We start from the raw sequence: 16,189 nt of genomic DNA, 5'->3' as shown, positions 1-16,189 counted from the left end.
CCTGAGCGTCCTACTTCAACTCAGACGACGACAGGCCCAACAGCCGACGTGCGACCACGAGCTGCTGGATCTGCTGGGTGCCCTCGAAGATGTCCATGATCTTCGAGTCGCGCGCCCACTTCTCCAGCAGAGTTTCTTCCGAATAGCCGATGGTGCCGACCAATTCGACGGCTTTGAGGGTGATATCGCTGCCCACCCGACCGGCCTTGGCCTTCGACATCGAAGCCTCTTTGGAGTTGGGGATGTTGTTGTCGGCCTGCCACGCCGCACGCAGGGTCAGCTGGTAGCTGGACTCCCACTCGGCCTCCATTCGGAGGAATTCGGCCGCGGCGGCGCTTTGGACCTGTGCGGGCTTGTCGTAAGAGATCTCCACGCCGGCATTGGTCAGGATCTTGCGCAGCTCTTCAAGAGTGGCGCGGGCAATCCCGACGGCCATGGCAGCCACCACCGGCCGGGTGTTGTCGAAGGTCTCCATCACCCCGGAAAAGCCTTTGCCCGGCTCGATTTCGGGGTTGCCCAGCAGATTGTCCTTGGGAATGCGGGCGTTCTCGAACCGGATCACCGCGGTGTCGGAGCCTTTGATCCCCAGTTTGTTCTCGAGCCGCTCGACGGTGACGCCGGGGTGCTCGCGCGGCACGATGAACGATTTGATCGCCGCGCGCCCCTTGGACTTGTCCAGCGTTGCCCAGACCACAATGTGGGTGGCTCGCGAACCCGCAGTGACGAAGATCTTTTCGCCGTTGATCACATACTCGTCGCCGTCCAGCTTGGCGGTGGTGGACACTGCGGCCGAGTCAGATCCGAATCCCGGCTCGGTGATCGCCATCGCCGCCCAGACCCGGCCGAGCCGCTCGAGCTGTTCATCGGTGGCCACAGCCGACACCGCCGCATTGCCGAGGCCCTGGAAGGGGATCGACAGCAGCATCGCCGCGTCGCCCCAGCTGGCCTCCAGCGCCTGCAGCGTCGCTGCCATGTTGGCGGCGTTGCGGTTCTCGCCGTTGCTTTCGCTGCTGCGAAGCCCGTTGGCACCGGCCATATCCAACGTGTTGGATTCGGAGGCGCCGGCGTACAGCTCAGCCAGCGTGTCGAGCTCGACCGGGTAGGCGTGCTCTTTGAGGTCGTACTTGCGGGCGATGGGCCGCATCATCTCCGCGGCGCCCTGGTGTGCCTTGTCGATCACCGCGAGCATTTTGCCGGGCAGTTCCAAATTGATTGCCATGATTGGTCTTTCGTTGCCGGTGAAACGTTGCCAGTGAGACGGGGACTTAGATGACGACGACGCCTTCGGCGACGCCGAGGACTCTCAGGTCGCGGTACCAACGCTCGACGGGGTGCTCCTTGGTGAAGCCGTGGCCGCCGAGCAGCTGCACGCCGTCCAGGCCGATCTGCATACCCTTGTCGGCGCCGAGCCGCTTGGCCAACGCGGCTTCGCGGCAGAACGACAGGCCCTGCTCGGCCCGCGCCGCACCGCGCCAGGTGACCAACCGCAGCCCATCGAGTTCGATGGCGATGTTGGCGCACATGAACGCGACGGACTGCCGATGAGCGATGGGCTCGCCGAATGCCTCGCGCTCCTTCACATACGGGATGACGTAGTCGAGCACGGCGTGCGACGTGCCGACCGCGAGCGCGGCCCAGCCCAGCCGTGACAGCGCGATCGCCTCGGAGTAGTCGGCATCGGTGGCGTCGTCCTCGCCAAGGCGCGCGCTCAGCGGCACCGAGACATTGTCCAGCTCGACGCGCCCCAGCGCGGCCGCGCGAACGCCCATGCTCGGGTCGGCCCTGACGGTCAGGCCGTCGCTTGAGGACTCGACGATGAACAGTGCCGGCTTGCCGTTGAGTTGGGCTGCGACGATGAACAATTCGGCATCGGCTGCCGCCGGAACCAGAGACTTGACGCCGTCGAGCCGGTACCCGCTCGGGGTGCGGACCGCGGTGGTCTTCAGCGCGGTCGGGTCGAACAACGGCTGCGGCTCGGCGATGGCCAGGCACGCTTGCGGGACATTCTCCCCGGCGAACTCGTGGAGGTAGGTCGCCTGTTGACCGGCGCTACCCCAGTGGGTCAGCGCCGCGGCGGCGCCGGCCGGCGCCAGGATCGGCAGCGCCAACCCCATGTCGCCGTAGGCGAGCGCCTCGGCGACCAGCACGTTGGTCACGCTGGAGCGCTCCGCGGCGATGCCGTCGAAGTCCTCGGGAATGTTGATCGCGGTGATCCCCAACTCGGCGGCCTTCTTGACCAGGTCCGGGGGATAGGTAGTCGCCGCGTCGGCGTCGTGCGCGGCCGGACGCAGGACCTCTGCGGCGAACTCTTCGACCGTCTCGACGATGAGTTTCTGGTCGTCGTCGGGCGTCAGGTCGTAGTAGTCCTTGCCACTGGTCTTCAGGCGGGTGGCTCCGCCGCGCAGGTTCTGGACGCGCTTGAACTGGCGGCCGGTCGCTCCGGCGGTGGAGAAGATCGTCTTGGTGCCGTAACGCAGCGTCCTGTTCAGCGGATCGCGCAGGCCGTACTTGTCCAGGAATTCCTGACCGACAAGCGGCGTGAGCAGGCCCAACGCTACGTCGATGCCAGTGCGCTTGTGCTTGTGCTCGCCGATAGCGGACTTTTTGCCGGTGCGCTTGGGGCGCGGCTTTGAGCCGTTATGGGAGCCATGTGCGGGGGTGACAGTGTTTGTCATTGACAGCAGCCTCGGTCGTTGGGGCAGTGCGATGAACTGTATCTTACTCCGGAGTAAGATAATACAGTCAATTGTTAACTAGTTCACAGGTCGGGCTATGTGGCGGCCAGTCGGGCCAAGACCTGGGCGTGCAGCAGGGCGTTGGTCGCCACCGCGCTGCCGCCGTGCGGGCCGGGGCGGCCATCGAGGCTGGTGAACGTCCCGCCCGCCTCGCGCACCAGGATGTCCAGCGGCGCCAGGTCCCACACCGACACCTCCGGTTCGGCAGCGATGTCGACCGCCCCCTCGGCCACAAAGCAGTAGGACAGGAAGTCGCCGAAGGCGCGGACCCGCCACACCTCATCGGTCAGGTCCAGGAAGCGGTCCCGCAGACCGAGATCGTTCCATCCGGACAGGCTGGAGAACGACAAGCTGGCGGAGTTCAGTTGCGCCACTGAGGAGACCGAGAGCCGGCGGGCCGCGGTGGCGCCGACTGCCACGAACGCGCCGGCACCGGCGGAGGCCCACCAACGCCGATGCAGTGCCGGCGCGCTGACAACCCCGACCTGCGGGACGCCGTCGTCGAGCAGTGCGATCAGGCTGGCCCACACCGGCACGCCGCGCACGAAGTTCTTGGTGCCGTCGATCGGATCGATGATCCACTGCCGTCCGGTCAAAGTGGTTGTGCCGCCGAACTCTTCACCGAGGATGGCATCGTCTGGTCGCCCGCTGGCCAGGGTGGCTCGCAAGCCCGTCTCGACCGCGTGATCGGCGTCGCTGACCGGCGTCAGGTCCGGCTTCGTGTCGACCCGCAGGTCGACTGCGCCGAAGCGGTCCAGTGTGACCGCATCGGCCTGGTCGGCCAGCGCCAATGCCACCGCGAGATCGTCACGACTCATCGGACCTACTTTCGCCAAAATTACACCCCTGCGTTGATACCACGGACTACCTCGGCAGGGGATGATCTATGCGGAAGAGCGCGAAACCAGTAAAGCCTAGTGCGCCGCGAGACTGCTCCAGAAGGGATGCTGACTATGCCTGACGAAAAGCGAGGGCAGGCAGCCCTTTTCGACGCGCTGACGACCAAGGGCACGGCCTTCTCGGAGGCCGAGCGCCGCAAGTACGGCCTGCTGGGCCTGCTGCCGACGGCAGTGAAGACGCAGGACGAGCAAGCGGCGCATTGCTGGCACGAGTTCTCCACGCGCCGCGACGATCTCGACAAGCATATTTATCTGCGAGCGTTGCAAGACCGCAACGAGACGCTGTTTTACCGTGTGCTACAGGACCACATTCCCGAGTCCCTGCCGATCGTGTACACCCCAACCGTCGGCGAGGCCTGCCAGCGTTTCAGCGAGATCTACCGGCGCCCAAGGGGATTGTTCGTTTCCTACCCGGAACGCGACTGCCTGGACGAGGTGCTGCAAAACCGGCCCCAACATGACGTCGACGTGATTGTGGTTACCGACGGGCAGCGGATCCTCGGCCTGGGCGACCAAGGCATCGGCGGCATGGGCATTCCGATCGGCAAGCTGTCGTTGTACACGCTGATCGGGGGTATCCACCCCGCGCGAACGTTGCCGATCGTGCTCGACGTGGGCACCGATAACGTCGAGCTCCTGCAAGACCCTCAATACCTTGGTTGGCGCCACCGCCGTATCGACGACGACGAGTACTACGCATTCATCGACCGCTTCGTAGCCGCCGTGCAGAAGCAACTCCCCCACGTGCTGCTGCAGTGGGAAGACTTCGCCACCGCGCACGCGCTGCCGATCCTCGCTCGTTACCGCGACAAGTTGCTCACCTTCAACGACGACATCCAGGGCACGGCCGCCGTCGCCGTCGGTGCCCTACATGGCGCGGCGAAGGTCGCCGGTCGGCCGCTGTCGCAACAGAACATCGTCATGTTGGGGGCCGGTTCGGCCGGCATCGGGGTCCTCGACATGATCCGCCGCGAGATGGTGACCGAGGGACTGTCCGAACAGGCTGCCACAGAACGGATCTGGGTTGTCGACGTAGTGGGCCTGCTCACCGACGACCGCAACGACCTGTCGGTCGCTCAGCGTGACTTCGCGCAGCCCGCCGGGCGGGTCGCCGACTGGGGACTGTCAGGGGCGGCTCAGCTGGCCGACGTCATACACAACGTCGATGTCGGCGTTCTTCTCGGATTATCCACCGCCGCCGGAGCTTTCACTGAGCCCATCGTGCGCGAGATGGCCGCCAAAGCCGAGCGGCCGATCATCTTCCCGCTTTCTAATCCAACGAGTCGCGCGGAAGCGCACCCAGCCGAACTGGACCATTGGACCGAGGGGCGAGTATTGATCGCGACCGGTTCGCCCTTCCCGCCGCTGGAGCGTAATGGTGTGGAATATCCTGTGGCACAATGTAATAACGTCTACATCTTCCCTGCGATGGGGCTCGCCGTAACCGCCGCGCAAGCGACCCGGGTCACCGACGAGATGATGCGGGTTGCCGCGGCGACCCTCGGCGAGGCGTCGCCGGCCCTGCACGATCCGAACCAGCCGCTGCTGCCGTCGTGGTCGGATGCACCCGACGTGGCCATCCGGATCGCGCAGGCCGTCGCGGAGCAGGCCGTGGCCGAGGGTGTCGCTCCGAAACGCAGCAGCGAGGAACTCGCCGAACGGATCACGCAGGCGCACTGGCACCCCGTCTATCCGACGGCATCAGTCTGACCGTCGGCGGACCTACGATGGCGTCGTGTGGGAAATCCTCTCGGTGCTGTTGCTCATCGCGCTCGGGGTCCGCCTGCTGGCTCCGCGGCTATTCCGGCAGCGACCCAGCGGCGACTCGTTGAGCGGCACGCTGCTGATCACCGGAGTCAGCCCACGGCCGGACGCGCTCGGCGAGCAATACGTCACGATCACCGGCGTCATCGACGGACCAACCGTCAGCGACTACACCGTCTATCTGCGGATGACCGCCGATGCCGAGCATTGGCCGACGGTGGGGGAGTTGAAGCCGGTGGTGTATTCCCAGCGCAATCCCGACAGGTGGATCTTCGCGCCGCCCGAGCCACTGGCGGGGTGAGGTCGGGGCGAGGCCCGTCAGCCGTGGCCGATATGCAGCAGCTTGGTCACGTTCGGCAGCTTGACGCGCGGCCTGCCGTGCGGCTCACCGGCCGAGCGCTCGTGCTCGTCGATCAGCTTCCAGTGCGCGTCGGTGACCAGTTTGGGCTGGCGGGAGGCCAGCCAGTCGGCGAGTTTGTCGGCGTGGTCGGCGCCGAAGTCGGCCAACTCGGCGTCGCCGGTGCTAGTGAGGTCGGCGATCAGGCAGTCGATGGTGTCCTGCGAGTCCTTCTTGTTCGTGCCGATCACGCCGGACGGACCGCGCTTGATCCAGCCGACGACGTACTCGTTGCGACTGCCGTCGATCCGGCCGTCGCTGTGCGGAATGGTCCCGCTCTTCTCGTCGAACGGCAGCCCGGGCGTGGGGACGCCGCGGTAGCCGACCGAGCGGACCACCAGTTGTACGGGCACCTCCTCGCGCTCGCCGGTGTCCTTGGCGGTCACCCGTCCGCTGTCGTCGGTGACCAGCTCGTTGTGCCCGAGCACGATTTTCTGGACCCTCTCTTCGCCGGCGATCTCGATCGGTGAGGTCTGGAAGCGGAACACGATCCGGCGGTGTCCCGGCCGGGGCTCGCGGCCGACGTAGCCCTTCAAAACCTTGATGTTCTGCTTGCAGACCTTGCCCACCGCCGCAGCGTCGTCCTCGCTGATGTTCTCGAAGTCCGCGGGGTCGACGATCACGTCCACGTTCTCCAAGTCGGCAAGTTCGCGCAGCTCCAGCGTGGTGAACGCGGTCTGCAGCGGGCCACGGCGACCGATCACGATCACTTCCTCGACGCCGCGGGGGCGCAGCGACTCCAGCGCATGGTCGGCGATGTCGGTGCGAGCAAGCTCATCGGGATCGGTCACCAGAATGCGTGCGACGTCGAGCGCGACGTTGCCGTTGCCGACGACGACGGCCCGCGCGCCGGACAGGTCGGGCGATATCTCCTCAAAATGCGGGTGGGCGTTGTACCAGCCGACGAAATCGACCGCGGCGACGCTGCCGGGCAGCTCTTCGCCCGGGATGTTCAGCGGCCGATCCGCTTGCGCGCCGATCGCGTAGACGACCGCGTCGTACTGCTCGGCCAGCTCGGTCGCGCTGATGTGTTCGCCCACCACGACATTGCCGAAGAACCGGAAGCGCTCGTCCTCGGCGATCTTCTCGAATTGTTTGCTGATCGACTTGATCTTGGGGTGGTCGGGTGCGACCCCGGAGCGCACCAATCCCCACGGCGTCGGGAGCATCTCGAGCATGTCGACGGCGATGTCGAGTTGGTCGTCGGAGTCGGCGGCTTTGAGCAGCGAGGCTGCGGCGAAGAATCCAGAGGGACCTGAGCCGACGATCGCTACGTGGTAGGGACGCATAATCCTCGATGCTAAACGCCCGCCCCGCCGGTCCGTGGCCAGTCGCGCCGCCTGTCGCCGGTAACGTGATCAGGCGTGGACCCCGACCGTCAGGCTGACATCGCAGCACTTGACTCCACTCTGACCACGGTGGAGCGGGTGCTCGACGTCGACGGTCTGCGCAGCCGAATCGAAACGCTGGAGCACGAGGCGGCCGATCCCAATCTGTGGGACGACCAGGCCCGCGCGCAACGCGTCACCAGCGAGCTTTCCCACGCCCAGGGCGAGTTGCGGCGCGTCGAAGGGCTGCGCCAACGACTCGACGATCTGCCGGTGCTCTATGAATTGGCCGACGAAGAGAACGCCGCAGACGCCAGGGCCGAGGCCGACGTTGAACTCAAGGCGCTGCATGCCGACATCGAGGCGATGGAAGTGCGAACGCTGCTCTCCGGCGAGTACGACGAGCGTGAAGCGCTGCTCAATATCCGCTCCGGCGCCGGCGGTGTGGATGCTGCCGACTGGGCCGAAATGCTGATGCGGATGTACATCCGGTGGGCCGAGCAACACAATTACCCCGTTGAGGTGTTCGACACGTCGTACGCCGAAGAGGCCGGGATCAAGAGCGCCACCTTCACCGTGCACGCCCCCTACGCGTACGGCACGCTGTCGGTCGAGCAGGGCACCCACCGGCTGGTGCGGATCAGTCCGTTCGACAACCAGAACCGACGGCAGACGTCGTTCGCCGAAGTCGAGGTGCTGCCGGTGGTGGAGACCACGGATCACATCGAGATTCCCGAGGGCGATCTGCGGGTCGATGTGTATCGCTCCAGTGGCCCCGGCGGGCAGTCGGTGAACACCACCGACTCCGCGGTTCGCCTAACCCACATCCCGACGGGTATCGTCGTGACTTGCCAGAACGAGAAGTCGCAGCTGCAGAACAAAGTCGCGGCGATGCGGGTCCTTCAGGCAAAGTTGTTGGAACGCAAGCGTTTAGAAGAACGTGCCGAGCTCGACGCATTAAAGGGTGATGGCGGCAGCTCCTGGGGTAACCAGATGCGGTCCTACGTGCTGCACCCGTATCAGATGGTCAAGGACCTGCGTACCGAGTACGAGGTGGGCAACCCGGCGGCCGTTCTCGACGGAGACATCGACGGATTCCTGGAAGCGGGAATCCGGTGGCGTAACAGAAAAGATGACGACTAAAACCACGTATCTAGCGACAAGCACCGCGCAGCGCTGGCACGACTTCTGGCACGGCGAAATCGGCCAATGGATCATCTCTCGCGGTCTGCGGGTGATCATGCTGGTGATCGTCGTCATGCTCGCCATCCGATTTGTCTCCTGGGTCGCCGATCAAATATCCCGGCAACTCGACGAACGTTTCGTCGAGAGCGATGCATTGGTGCGTTCGGAGGCGAGCAAGCACCGGCAGGCAGTGGCGTCGGTCGTCCAGTGGGTGTCCATTGTCCTCATCGCGATCTGGGGCATCGTCCAGATCGCCGACGTCCTCGACTTCTCCATCAAGGGTTGGGTTGCGCCGGCGACCGTGATCGGTGCCGCGCTCGGCTTCGGCGCTCAGCAGGTGGTCAGGGATCTGTTGGCGGGGTTCTTCATCATCGTCGAGAAGCAATATGGCTTCGGTGACCTGGTCACACTGACCGTGGTGTCGACGACCGAGGCCATCGGCACGGTCGAGAATGTGACGTTGCGGGTGACCAGGCTGCGTTCCCCGAATGGCGAGGTGTTGACCGTTCCGAACGGCCAGATCGTCCAAGTGATCAACCAGTCCAAGGACTGGGCACGCGCGGTCATCGACATCCCGGTCTCGACCAACGTCGACCTCAACCGGGTCAGCGAGGTACTGCGCAACGAGTGCGAGCGTGCAATGGAAAACCCGGTTCTGGGTGAGCTGCTGCTGGACCCGCCCAGCTTGATGGGCGTGGAAAGCATTCAGGTCGATACCGTCACCCTGCGGATGGTGGCTCGCACACTGCCCGGTAAGCAGTTCGAAGCCGGCCGTCAGCTACGCGTCCTGGTTATCCGGGCGTTGGCCCGCGCGGGCATTGTCACCGCGGCCGATGCGACGGTCGGCGTCGTCGACGGCCCGGGTGTCGAGGTGGCGGCGGCCGAGCAGGAAGAGTACGAAAAATCCCACGATCCGGTGCAGCGCTGATGAAGCTCACCCTCAACGTTTTCGAAAATCACCGCCGCGATGAGCATCGGCACTGGCCGGGCTACATCTGCGGTGGGCGGATCCGGACGTCGACGCTGGTGTTGATCATCGCGTTTTTCCTGACGTGGTGGGCCTACACCACCTACCGGCCGCACCCGCCTCCACCGGTGGTGCCGCAGGTGGTGCCCCCCGGCTACGTTCCCGACCCCAACTACACCTGGGTGCCGCGCACCCGGGTGCAGCCGCCGACGTCCGAGACGCCGACCACCACCGTCCCGACCACGACGCCGCCGACCACGCCTCCTACTACGACAACGCCGCCGCCACTGATTCAGCTGCCGGTGCTGCCACCGCCGTTCGGTCCGCCGCCCCCGACAACCTCACCGGGCCCCGCGCCGACACCACCGCCCGCGCCGCCGCTGGTGCCCGGCCTGCCAGGCCTGTTCGGATGACGCGTCCTGCCTCCGCAGCGCGCCGCGTCATCCGGACACCTGACGTTCACGGTTACACTGGCGACCCGTGATGATCACCCTCGACCGTGTCACCAAGCAGTACAAGTCGTCTGCCCGCCCCGCGCTGGACAACGTCAATGTGAAGATCGACAAGGGTGAATTCGTCTTCCTGATCGGCCCATCGGGTTCGGGCAAGTCGACCTTCATGCGGCTGCTGCTGGGGGCTGAGACGCCGACCAACGGCGATGTCCGGGTTTCGAAGTTCCACGTCAACACGCTGCCCGGACGACACATCCCGAAGCTGCGTCAGGTGATTGGCTGCGTCTTTCAGGACTTCCGGCTGCTGCAGCAGAAGACGGTGTTCGAGAACGTCGCATTCGCGCTCGAGGTGATCGGGAAGCGCCCCGAAGTGATCAGCCGGGTGACGCCCGACGTGCTGGAGATGGTGGGGCTGTCCGGCAAGGCCAGCCGGCTGCCGCACGAGCTGTCCGGCGGGGAGCAGCAGCGGGTGGCCATTGCCCGCGCCTTCGTCAACCGGCCGCTGGTGCTGATTGCCGACGAGCCCACCGGCAACCTCGACCCGGAAACCAGTAACGACATCATGGATTTGCTCGAGCGGATCAACCGCACCGGCACCACCGTGCTGATGGCCACCCACGACCATCACATCGTCGATTCGATGCGGCAACGCGTCGTGGAGCTGTCGCTGGGCCGGTTGGTACGGGACGAACAGCGCGGTGTTTACGGGATGGACCGTTAGGTGCGCTTCAGCTTCCTCTTCAACGAGGTCCTGACCGGTCTTCGTCGCAATGTCACCATGACGGTTGCGATGATTCTGACCACCGCGATCTCGATCGGATTATTCGGTGGTGGCCTGCTGGTCGTCCGATTGGCCGACCACTCACGCAGCATCTATCTCGACCGGGTCGAGACGCAGGTCTTTCTGAGCAACGAAATTTCGGCCGACGACGCCAACTGCGAGAGCGCGCCGTGCAAGGCGCTGCGCGAGAAGATTGAAAAGCGCAACGACGTCAAGTCGGTGCGGTTCCTCAATCGCCAGGACGCCTACAACGACGCCATGCGCAAGATCCCGCAGTTCAAGGATCTGGCAAGCAAAGACGCTTTCCCGGCGTCGTTCATCGTCAAGCTCGAAAACCCAGAGCAGCACGCGGAATTCGATGCCGCGATGCAAGGCCAGCCCGGAGTCGACCATCTGCTCAACCAGAAGGAGCTGATCGACCGGCTCTTTGCCGTGCTGGACGGCCTGTCCAACGCCGCCTTCGCGGTCGCGTTGGTGCAGGCGGTCGGGGCAATCCTGTTGATCGCCAACATGGTTCAGGTCGCTGCCTATACCCGCCGCACCGAGATTGGCATCATGCGGCTGGTCGGCGCCACCCGCTGGTACACCCAGTTGCCGTTCCTGGTCGAGGCCATCGTCGCGGCGACGCTCGGCGTCGTCATCGCCATCGTCGGCCTCATGGTGGTGCGAGCGCTGTTCCTGGACAGTGCGTTACGCCAGTTCTATCAAGCTCACCTGATCGCGAAGGTCGACTACGCCGACATCCTCTACATCTCGCCGCTGCTGCTATTGGTCGGCGTCGCGATGGCCGGGGTCACGTCGTATGCAACGTTGCGCCTCTACGTGCGGCGGTAGCGGTGGCCAAGAAGTCGCCGAACAAATCTGCGCCGGGCCGGCAGATTCTGGCGACCAACCGCAAGGCTCGACACAACTACTCGATCTTGGATGTGTTCGAGACCGGGGTTGTTTTGCTCGGCACTGAAGTTAAAAGCCTGCGGGAAGGTAAGGCGTCGTTGGCCGACGCCTACGCAACCGTTGATGACGGCGAAGTCTGGCTGCGTAACCTGCACATTCCGGAGTATCACCACGGCAGCTGGACCAACCATGAACCGCGCCGCAACCGGAAACTACTTCTCCACAGGCGCCAAATCGATGTACTCATCGGCAAAATCAAGGATGGTAACCTCGCGCTCGTTCCGTTGTCGCTGTATTTCTCTGAAGGAAAAGTCAAGGTGGAGCTAGCATTAGCGCGCGGTAAGCAAGCACACGACAAGCGGCAGGACATGGCGAAGCGCGACGCCCAGCGCGAAGTGATTCGCGAGTTGGGTAGGCGATCCAAGGGCATGAGCTGATCGGCGCCGCGTACGCCCAGCTTTCTGCAGTCAGCTACGGCGTCAGTGATTTCGTTGGGGGAGTAGCTTCTCGGCGGGCGGCTGCGCTGCGCATCATGCTGGTGACTTACCCGCTGGCCACGCTGCTGCTGGGAGTGCTGGCCGTCTCAGCCGGCGGACCGATCCATCCGGGTGCCGTGCTGTGGGGTTCGCTTTACGGGGTCAGTCAAGCGATCGGCGTGTACTGGTTCTATGCGGCCGTGAGCGCCGGACCGATCTCGGTGGTCTCACCGCTGGCCGCGTTACTCAACGCGGCTGTGCCGGTTGCCGTCGGCGTGGCGCTCGGCGAGCGACCCGGCGAGACGGCGTCGGTGGGTGTGGTGTTGGCGGTGTCGGCGGTGATTCTGGTCAGCCGCGAGTCGCCGGATGACCAGGATGTCCGGACGCACAAATTCACCAGCAAGGTCGCTTGGCTGACAGTTGGATCGGGCGTGGCGTTCGGGCTCGACTTCGTGCTGCTGCACCAGGCTCCGGTGGTGTGCCGGATGTGGCCGCTGTTCTTTGCCCGGGCCGCAGCGACCGTGCTGGTGCTCGCCGTGGCTGCGGTAAGCAAGAACTTCCAGCTTCCGTCCAGCACACCGTTACGGCTGGCGGCCGCCGCGGCGCTGCTCGACACCTGCGCAAACGTCAGCATGCTGCTGGCGATCCAGAAATGGATGCTGTCGCTGGCCAGCATCTTGATCTCGCTCTACCCGGCGACCACGGTCATCCTGGCGATCATCGTGTTGCGCGAGCGATTGACGCGCTGGCAGGCCATCGGCATGGTGTTGGCGGCGGTATCGGTAAGCATGATCGCCGCTGCCTGACCTCGGTCTAGCATCAGGCGACATGGGCAGCGTCACCGTTCTCGACAAATCCGACGTGTTGTCGGGCCTATTCGGCACCTGGGACAGCTTGGATGTGTTGCTCAGCGGGTTGTCTGAACAGCAATGGCAAAAGCCGACGCCGCTGCCCGGCTGGTGTGTGCACAACGTGGTCGCCCACATCGTGGGCACCGAATCCGTGCTGCAGGGGCTGAGTTACCCCGACGCTGATTTCGATGCCTCGACGCTGGAGCATGTGCGCAACGACGTCGGAGTGGCCAACGAAGCCTGGGTTCGTCACCTCAGTACCGAATCCGGAGCAGCGCTGCACGAGCGGTTCCGTTCGATTACCGCCGATCGGCGGCAGCGCTTGAACGACATGGCCGTCGACGACTGGAACGCGCCGACTCCGACACCGGTTGGTCTGGAGAGTTTCGGGCGATTCATGCGGGTGCGGCTCTTCGACTGCTGGATGCACGAGCAGGACATCCGCGACGGCGTGGGCCTGCCGTCATCCGACGCGGAGTTGAGTGGCCCCGAGGCCCGTCAGTCGCTGGACGAGATCGCGGCGACGATGGGCTACGTCGTCGGCAAACTCGGTAAAGCACCCGAAGGGTCGCGAGTCGCCATCGAATTGACCGGGCCGATGGGACGGACCATCCGCGTCGCCGTCGACGGTCGTGCACAGGTGGTGGACGATTTCGGAGGGTCAGACCCGACCACGACCATCCGCTTGGACGGCCTGCTGTTCAGCCGGTTGGCCGGCGGGCGCACCGACAACACCGACGGTGTCGAACTCGGCGGCGACACGGCGGTCGGTTCGCGCGTCATCGAGCACATCAATTTCGTGATCTGACCAGCGGCCTCGGGATGAAAGGTCGCTGATCTGCTGTTGAAAAGCGCGTACTATTAGTTGTCTTGCCGAAAATCGGCAGGGGTGCGAGGGGCTGAACGGTTTCGACTTCGCGCATCGAATCAAGGGAAGCGTGCCGGTGCAGGCAAGAGACCACCGTAAGCGTCGTTGCAACCATATAAGCGCCGATTCACATCAGCGCGACTACGCACTCGCTGCCTAAGCGACTGCGTGTCTGTCAGACCGGGAGCGCCCTCGGCCCGGACCCTGGCATCAGCTAGAGGGACAAACCCACGGGTTCGGTCGCGGGACCCGCGGGGACATCAAACAGCGACTGGGATCGTCATCTCGGCTGGTTCGCGTGACCGGGAGATCCGAGTAGAGACATAGCGAACTGCGCACGGAGAAGCCTTGAGGGAATGCCGTAGGACCCGGGTTCGATTCCCGGCAGCTCCACTGAGAAGGTGCTGGTCAGAGCGATAAGCTCTGGCCAGTTTTCTTTTCATCAATATTTGAAGAACGGCCGGGTCATCCAGGTCAATCCGTCGCTGGCCGCGGTGCCCTAATAAACCATGGTCTGGTCGCCGCCAACCTATATTTCCATCACGACGGTCTTGGCTTCGGTAAAGAATTCGCGACTGTGCTTGCCTCCTTCGCGGCCGATCCCGCTGTCCTTGAAGCCGCCGAACGGTGCGCGCAGATCACGAACGAAGTAGCAGTTGACCCAGACTGTGCCTGCCCGCACGGCGCGCGCCACACGGTGCGCGCGTCGCGCATTTTCGGTGAACACCATGGCGTTCAGGCCATATCGGGAGTCATTCGCTAGCCGGATGGCGTCTGCTTCGCCGTCAAAAGGTGCGATGGTGACGATCGGTCCAAAGATTTCCTCATGGCTGATCCGCATCTCCTGGGTGGTGTTGACCAGCACCGTCGGCCGGACCCACCAGCCTCGGTGCAGACCGCCGGTGAGGAGCTTGGCTCCTTCGGCTTCGGCAATGTCGAAGTATTGGCACACCTTGTGCCAGTGTTCTTCGCTTGCCAGCGGCCCGATGTCGGTGGCGGGGTCGGTCGGGTCGCCGACCACCAGACGCTCGGCCAGGTTGACGAAGCGGTCAACGAACTCGTCGAAGATCGTGCGCTCGACATAGAGGCGGCTGCCGGCGAGGCAGACTTGGCCGGAGTTGGTGAAGGCAGCCTTGATGGACCAGTCGAGCGCGGCGTCGAGGTCGGCGTCGGCAAAGACCAAGTTTGCGCTTTTGCCGCCCAGTTCGAAGCTGACGCGTTTAAGGGTCGGTCCGCTAGCTTGGAGGATTTTGCGTCCGGTTTTGGATTCGCCGGTGAACGTCACGAGATCGACGTCGGGTGTGGTGGTTAGGGCTTCGCCGGCTTCACCGGGGCCGTAGCCGTGCAGGATGTTGAGCACGCCTCTAGGTAGCCCGGCCTCGATGGCCAATTCGCCGAGACGGGTGCAGGTGCCGGGGCTTTGTTCTGCGGGTTTGAGAACAACGGTGTTGCCGAAGGCGAGGGCCGGGGCGACTTTCCAAGTCGACAGCATCAGCGGAAAGTTCCACGGGCTGATGGCGGCGGTAACGCCGACGGGTTCGTAACTGGTGTAGATGTGGTGGGTGCTAGCCGGTAGGGATTCGTCTTCGCAAAAACGCGGATAGTCAGCGAAGAATCGAAAGTTCGCGACCGAGCGTGGCAGGTCACGCTCGCGGCACTGGGTCACTGGCTTGCCCATGTCGGTGCTTTCCAGTTCAACAAGCTCATCGGTGTGCTGTTCGATGAGGTCGGCGAGGCGATGCAAATGGACGCCGCGCTCGTCCGGACTCATGCGAGGCCATGGGCCTTCGTCGAAGGCGACCCTCGCGGCGGTCACGGCCCGGGCGGCATCTTGTGCGGATCCGCGGGCGACTCTCGCCCAGGGCTGTTGGGTGGTGGGGTTAACTGTGTGGAACCACTGATCGGCGGCGACCCGTTCACCGTCGATGAGGTGGGTGAGTTCATCCATGTCGGATTCTGCTTTCAGCTTGAGGCGAGCCGGGTGACCGCTGCGGCGATGGCCAGTAGGAGGAGCGCCGCCGCAGGGGCAGCTTTCGACAGCTCGTGCGAACGAGCGTGCGTGCCGAGCGCTCCGATCAGCAACGGAATCAGCCCGACCGCGGCTGCGATGCCGGCCGCGGGGAGGGCGAGGCCCACCGCCAGTCCTACGGCCGCGGCGACCTCGAGGATGCCGATACCACGCCACAGTCGTGCAGTGAGGCCGAGTCGGTCGCGGATCTCGACGGACTGTTTGGCGCCGGCGAGCTTGGCAGCGCCTGACCCCAGGAAGGCGGCGGCGAGCAGGAGGCTGAGAACAACGGTGGCGGTGAACACTGTGATCCTTTGTCGGGCTCAGTCGCAATGATCAGTCGACGATTACCGGGGGCGTGGTTTCGCTGGCGTTGTCCCAGACTTCCCGGTCGCTCATCGACACCAGAAGGTCGTACGCGTCGGGCCAGTGCATGGTGGGTTTGTCAGGATCGGCGGCCGGCTGCGCGACGGGCGCCGTGGGTCTGTCGAAAACGGCCGGGTTTTTGAGCGCCTCCACCTCGTGTTGCGAGATATCGCAGAGGCCAACAACTTCGGGGTCGACCCAGGCGTTGGCGTCGATAT

General features: G+C 64.5%; 16 protein-coding genes, 1 other RNA gene and 1 pseudogene. 11 read left to right on the top strand and 7 right to left on the bottom strand.

Annotation, left to right across the window (positions count from 1 at the left end):
* Window positions 1–10 precede the first annotated feature (10 nt).
* The 3 genes from VGH54_RS15070 to hisN form a co-directional block, all read right to left on the bottom strand.
* Entirely contained in the window at window positions 11–1,219 is a 1,209-nt protein-coding gene (locus tag VGH54_RS15070) for an acyl-CoA dehydrogenase family protein (RefSeq protein WP_331512845.1), read from the bottom strand.
* Window positions 1,220–1,265: 46 nt separating this feature from the next.
* On the bottom strand, window positions 1,266–2,675 hold the full coding sequence (locus tag VGH54_RS15065) for an acyl-CoA dehydrogenase family protein (RefSeq protein ID WP_331512844.1): 1,410 nt from the start codon (window positions 2,673–2,675) through the stop codon (window positions 1,266–1,268).
* A 95-nt stretch (window positions 2,676–2,770) separates the two neighbouring features.
* Window positions 2,771–3,553: a histidinol-phosphatase gene (gene hisN, locus VGH54_RS15060; protein ID WP_331512843.1), complete on the bottom strand. Its 783-nt coding sequence runs from the start codon at window positions 3,551–3,553 to the stop codon at window positions 2,771–2,773.
* 135 nt (window positions 3,554–3,688) lie between these two features.
* Here hisN and VGH54_RS15055 point away from each other — a divergent pair, with 135 nt between their 5' ends.
* Window positions 3,689–5,344, top strand: a complete 1,656-nt coding sequence (locus VGH54_RS15055; RefSeq protein ID WP_331512842.1) for an NAD-dependent malic enzyme — start codon at window positions 3,689–3,691, stop codon at window positions 5,342–5,344.
* A 49-nt stretch (window positions 5,345–5,393) separates the two neighbouring features.
* Window positions 5,394–5,699 (top strand): hypothetical protein, encoded by a 306-nt coding sequence (locus tag VGH54_RS15050; protein WP_414688717.1) that lies wholly within the window; start codon window positions 5,394–5,396, stop codon window positions 5,697–5,699.
* Window positions 5,700–5,716: 17 nt separating this feature from the next.
* Here VGH54_RS15050 and VGH54_RS15045 read toward each other — a convergent pair whose 3' ends face one another.
* Window positions 5,717–7,084, bottom strand: coding sequence for an FAD-dependent oxidoreductase (locus VGH54_RS15045; RefSeq protein ID WP_331512840.1), 1,368 nt, complete (start codon window positions 7,082–7,084; stop codon window positions 5,717–5,719).
* Between the two features lie 75 nt (window positions 7,085–7,159).
* Between VGH54_RS15045 and prfB the strand changes: the two genes are divergently transcribed.
* From prfB to ssrA, 9 genes are all read left to right on the top strand, one after another.
* Window positions 7,160–8,266, top strand: coding sequence for a peptide chain release factor 2 (gene prfB / locus VGH54_RS15040; protein WP_331512839.1), 1,107 nt, complete (start codon window positions 7,160–7,162; stop codon window positions 8,264–8,266).
* Window positions 8,256–9,236 (top strand): mechanosensitive ion channel family protein, encoded by a 981-nt coding sequence (locus VGH54_RS15035; RefSeq protein ID WP_331512838.1) that lies wholly within the window; start codon window positions 8,256–8,258, stop codon window positions 9,234–9,236. The genes prfB and VGH54_RS15035 overlap by 11 nt, the downstream gene beginning before the upstream one ends.
* A complete protein-coding gene (locus VGH54_RS15030; protein WP_331512837.1) occupies window positions 9,236–9,688 on the top strand; it encodes a hypothetical protein in 453 nt (150 codons plus the stop codon). Before VGH54_RS15035 ends, VGH54_RS15030 begins: the two co-directional genes overlap by 1 nt.
* A 70-nt stretch (window positions 9,689–9,758) precedes the next feature.
* Window positions 9,759–10,448 carry a cell division ATP-binding protein FtsE gene (gene ftsE, locus VGH54_RS15025; protein WP_331512847.1) on the top strand — a complete coding sequence of 230 codons (690 nt, stop codon included), beginning with the start codon at window positions 9,759–9,761 and terminating at the stop codon, window positions 10,446–10,448.
* A complete protein-coding gene (gene ftsX, locus VGH54_RS15020; protein WP_331512836.1) occupies window positions 10,449–11,342 on the top strand; it encodes a permease-like cell division protein FtsX in 894 nt (297 codons plus the stop codon).
* Window positions 11,343–11,344: 2 nt separating this feature from the next.
* Entirely contained in the window at window positions 11,345–11,839 is a 495-nt protein-coding gene (gene smpB, locus VGH54_RS15015) for an SsrA-binding protein SmpB (protein ID WP_331512835.1), read from the top strand.
* Entirely contained in the window at window positions 11,836–12,684 is an 849-nt protein-coding gene (locus tag VGH54_RS15010) for an EamA family transporter (RefSeq protein ID WP_331512846.1), read from the top strand. Before smpB ends, VGH54_RS15010 begins: the two co-directional genes overlap by 4 nt.
* A 22-nt stretch (window positions 12,685–12,706) precedes the next feature.
* Entirely contained in the window at window positions 12,707–13,537 is an 831-nt protein-coding gene (locus VGH54_RS15005) for a maleylpyruvate isomerase family mycothiol-dependent enzyme (RefSeq protein ID WP_331512834.1), read from the top strand.
* Window positions 13,538–13,624: 87 nt separating this feature from the next.
* Window positions 13,625–13,993, top strand: a transfer-messenger RNA (tmRNA) gene (ssrA, locus tag VGH54_RS15000).
* 133 nt (window positions 13,994–14,126) lie between these two features.
* Here ssrA and VGH54_RS14995 read toward each other — a convergent pair.
* The 3 genes and pseudogenes from VGH54_RS14995 to VGH54_RS14985 form a co-directional block, all read right to left on the bottom strand.
* Window positions 14,127–15,545, bottom strand: a complete 1,419-nt coding sequence (locus VGH54_RS14995) for an aldehyde dehydrogenase (protein WP_331512833.1) — start codon at window positions 15,543–15,545, stop codon at window positions 14,127–14,129.
* A gap of 14 nt (window positions 15,546–15,559) precedes the next feature.
* Complete coding sequence (locus VGH54_RS14990; RefSeq protein ID WP_331512832.1) at window positions 15,560–15,910, bottom strand: DoxX family protein; 351 nt, start codon at window positions 15,908–15,910, stop codon at window positions 15,560–15,562.
* 31 nt (window positions 15,911–15,941) lie between these two features.
* Window positions 15,942–16,189 (bottom strand): annotated as a pseudogene (locus VGH54_RS14985) (VOC family protein); the annotation flags it as partial.

The sequence above is a fragment of the Mycobacterium sp. genome (assembly GCF_036488105.1).
Lineage (GTDB): Bacteria > Actinomycetota > Actinomycetes > Mycobacteriales > Mycobacteriaceae > Mycobacterium.
The sequence above is the reverse complement of the archived record's forward strand: the minus strand, read 5'-3'. Positions and strand labels throughout refer to the sequence as shown.

What these genes read in the sequence shown, in the direction of transcription:
- VGH54_RS15070 (WP_331512845.1), bottom strand. Translation starts at nt 1,219, where the DNA reads ATGGCAATCAATTTGGAACTGCCCGGCAAAATGCTCGCGGTGATCGAC.
- VGH54_RS15065 (WP_331512844.1), bottom strand. Translation starts at nt 2,675, where the DNA reads ATGACAAACACTGTCACCCCCGCACATGGCTCCCATAACGGCTCAAAG.
- hisN (WP_331512843.1), bottom strand. Translation starts at nt 3,553, where the DNA reads ATGAGTCGTGACGATCTCGCGGTGGCATTGGCGCTGGCCGACCAGGCC.
- VGH54_RS15055 (WP_331512842.1), top strand. Translation starts at nt 3,689, where the DNA reads ATGCCTGACGAAAAGCGAGGGCAGGCAGCCCTTTTCGACGCGCTGACG.
- VGH54_RS15045 (WP_331512840.1), bottom strand. Translation starts at nt 7,084, where the DNA reads ATGCGTCCCTACCACGTAGCGATCGTCGGCTCAGGTCCCTCTGGATTC.
- VGH54_RS15035 (WP_331512838.1), top strand. Translation starts at nt 8,256, where the DNA reads ATGACGACTAAAACCACGTATCTAGCGACAAGCACCGCGCAGCGCTGG.
- VGH54_RS15030 (WP_331512837.1), top strand. Translation starts at nt 9,236, where the DNA reads ATGAAGCTCACCCTCAACGTTTTCGAAAATCACCGCCGCGATGAGCAT.
- ftsE (WP_331512847.1), top strand. Translation starts at nt 9,759, where the DNA reads ATGATCACCCTCGACCGTGTCACCAAGCAGTACAAGTCGTCTGCCCGC.
- VGH54_RS15005 (WP_331512834.1), top strand. Translation starts at nt 12,707, where the DNA reads ATGGGCAGCGTCACCGTTCTCGACAAATCCGACGTGTTGTCGGGCCTA.
- VGH54_RS14995 (WP_331512833.1), bottom strand. Translation starts at nt 15,545, where the DNA reads ATGGATGAACTCACCCACCTCATCGACGGTGAACGGGTCGCCGCCGAT.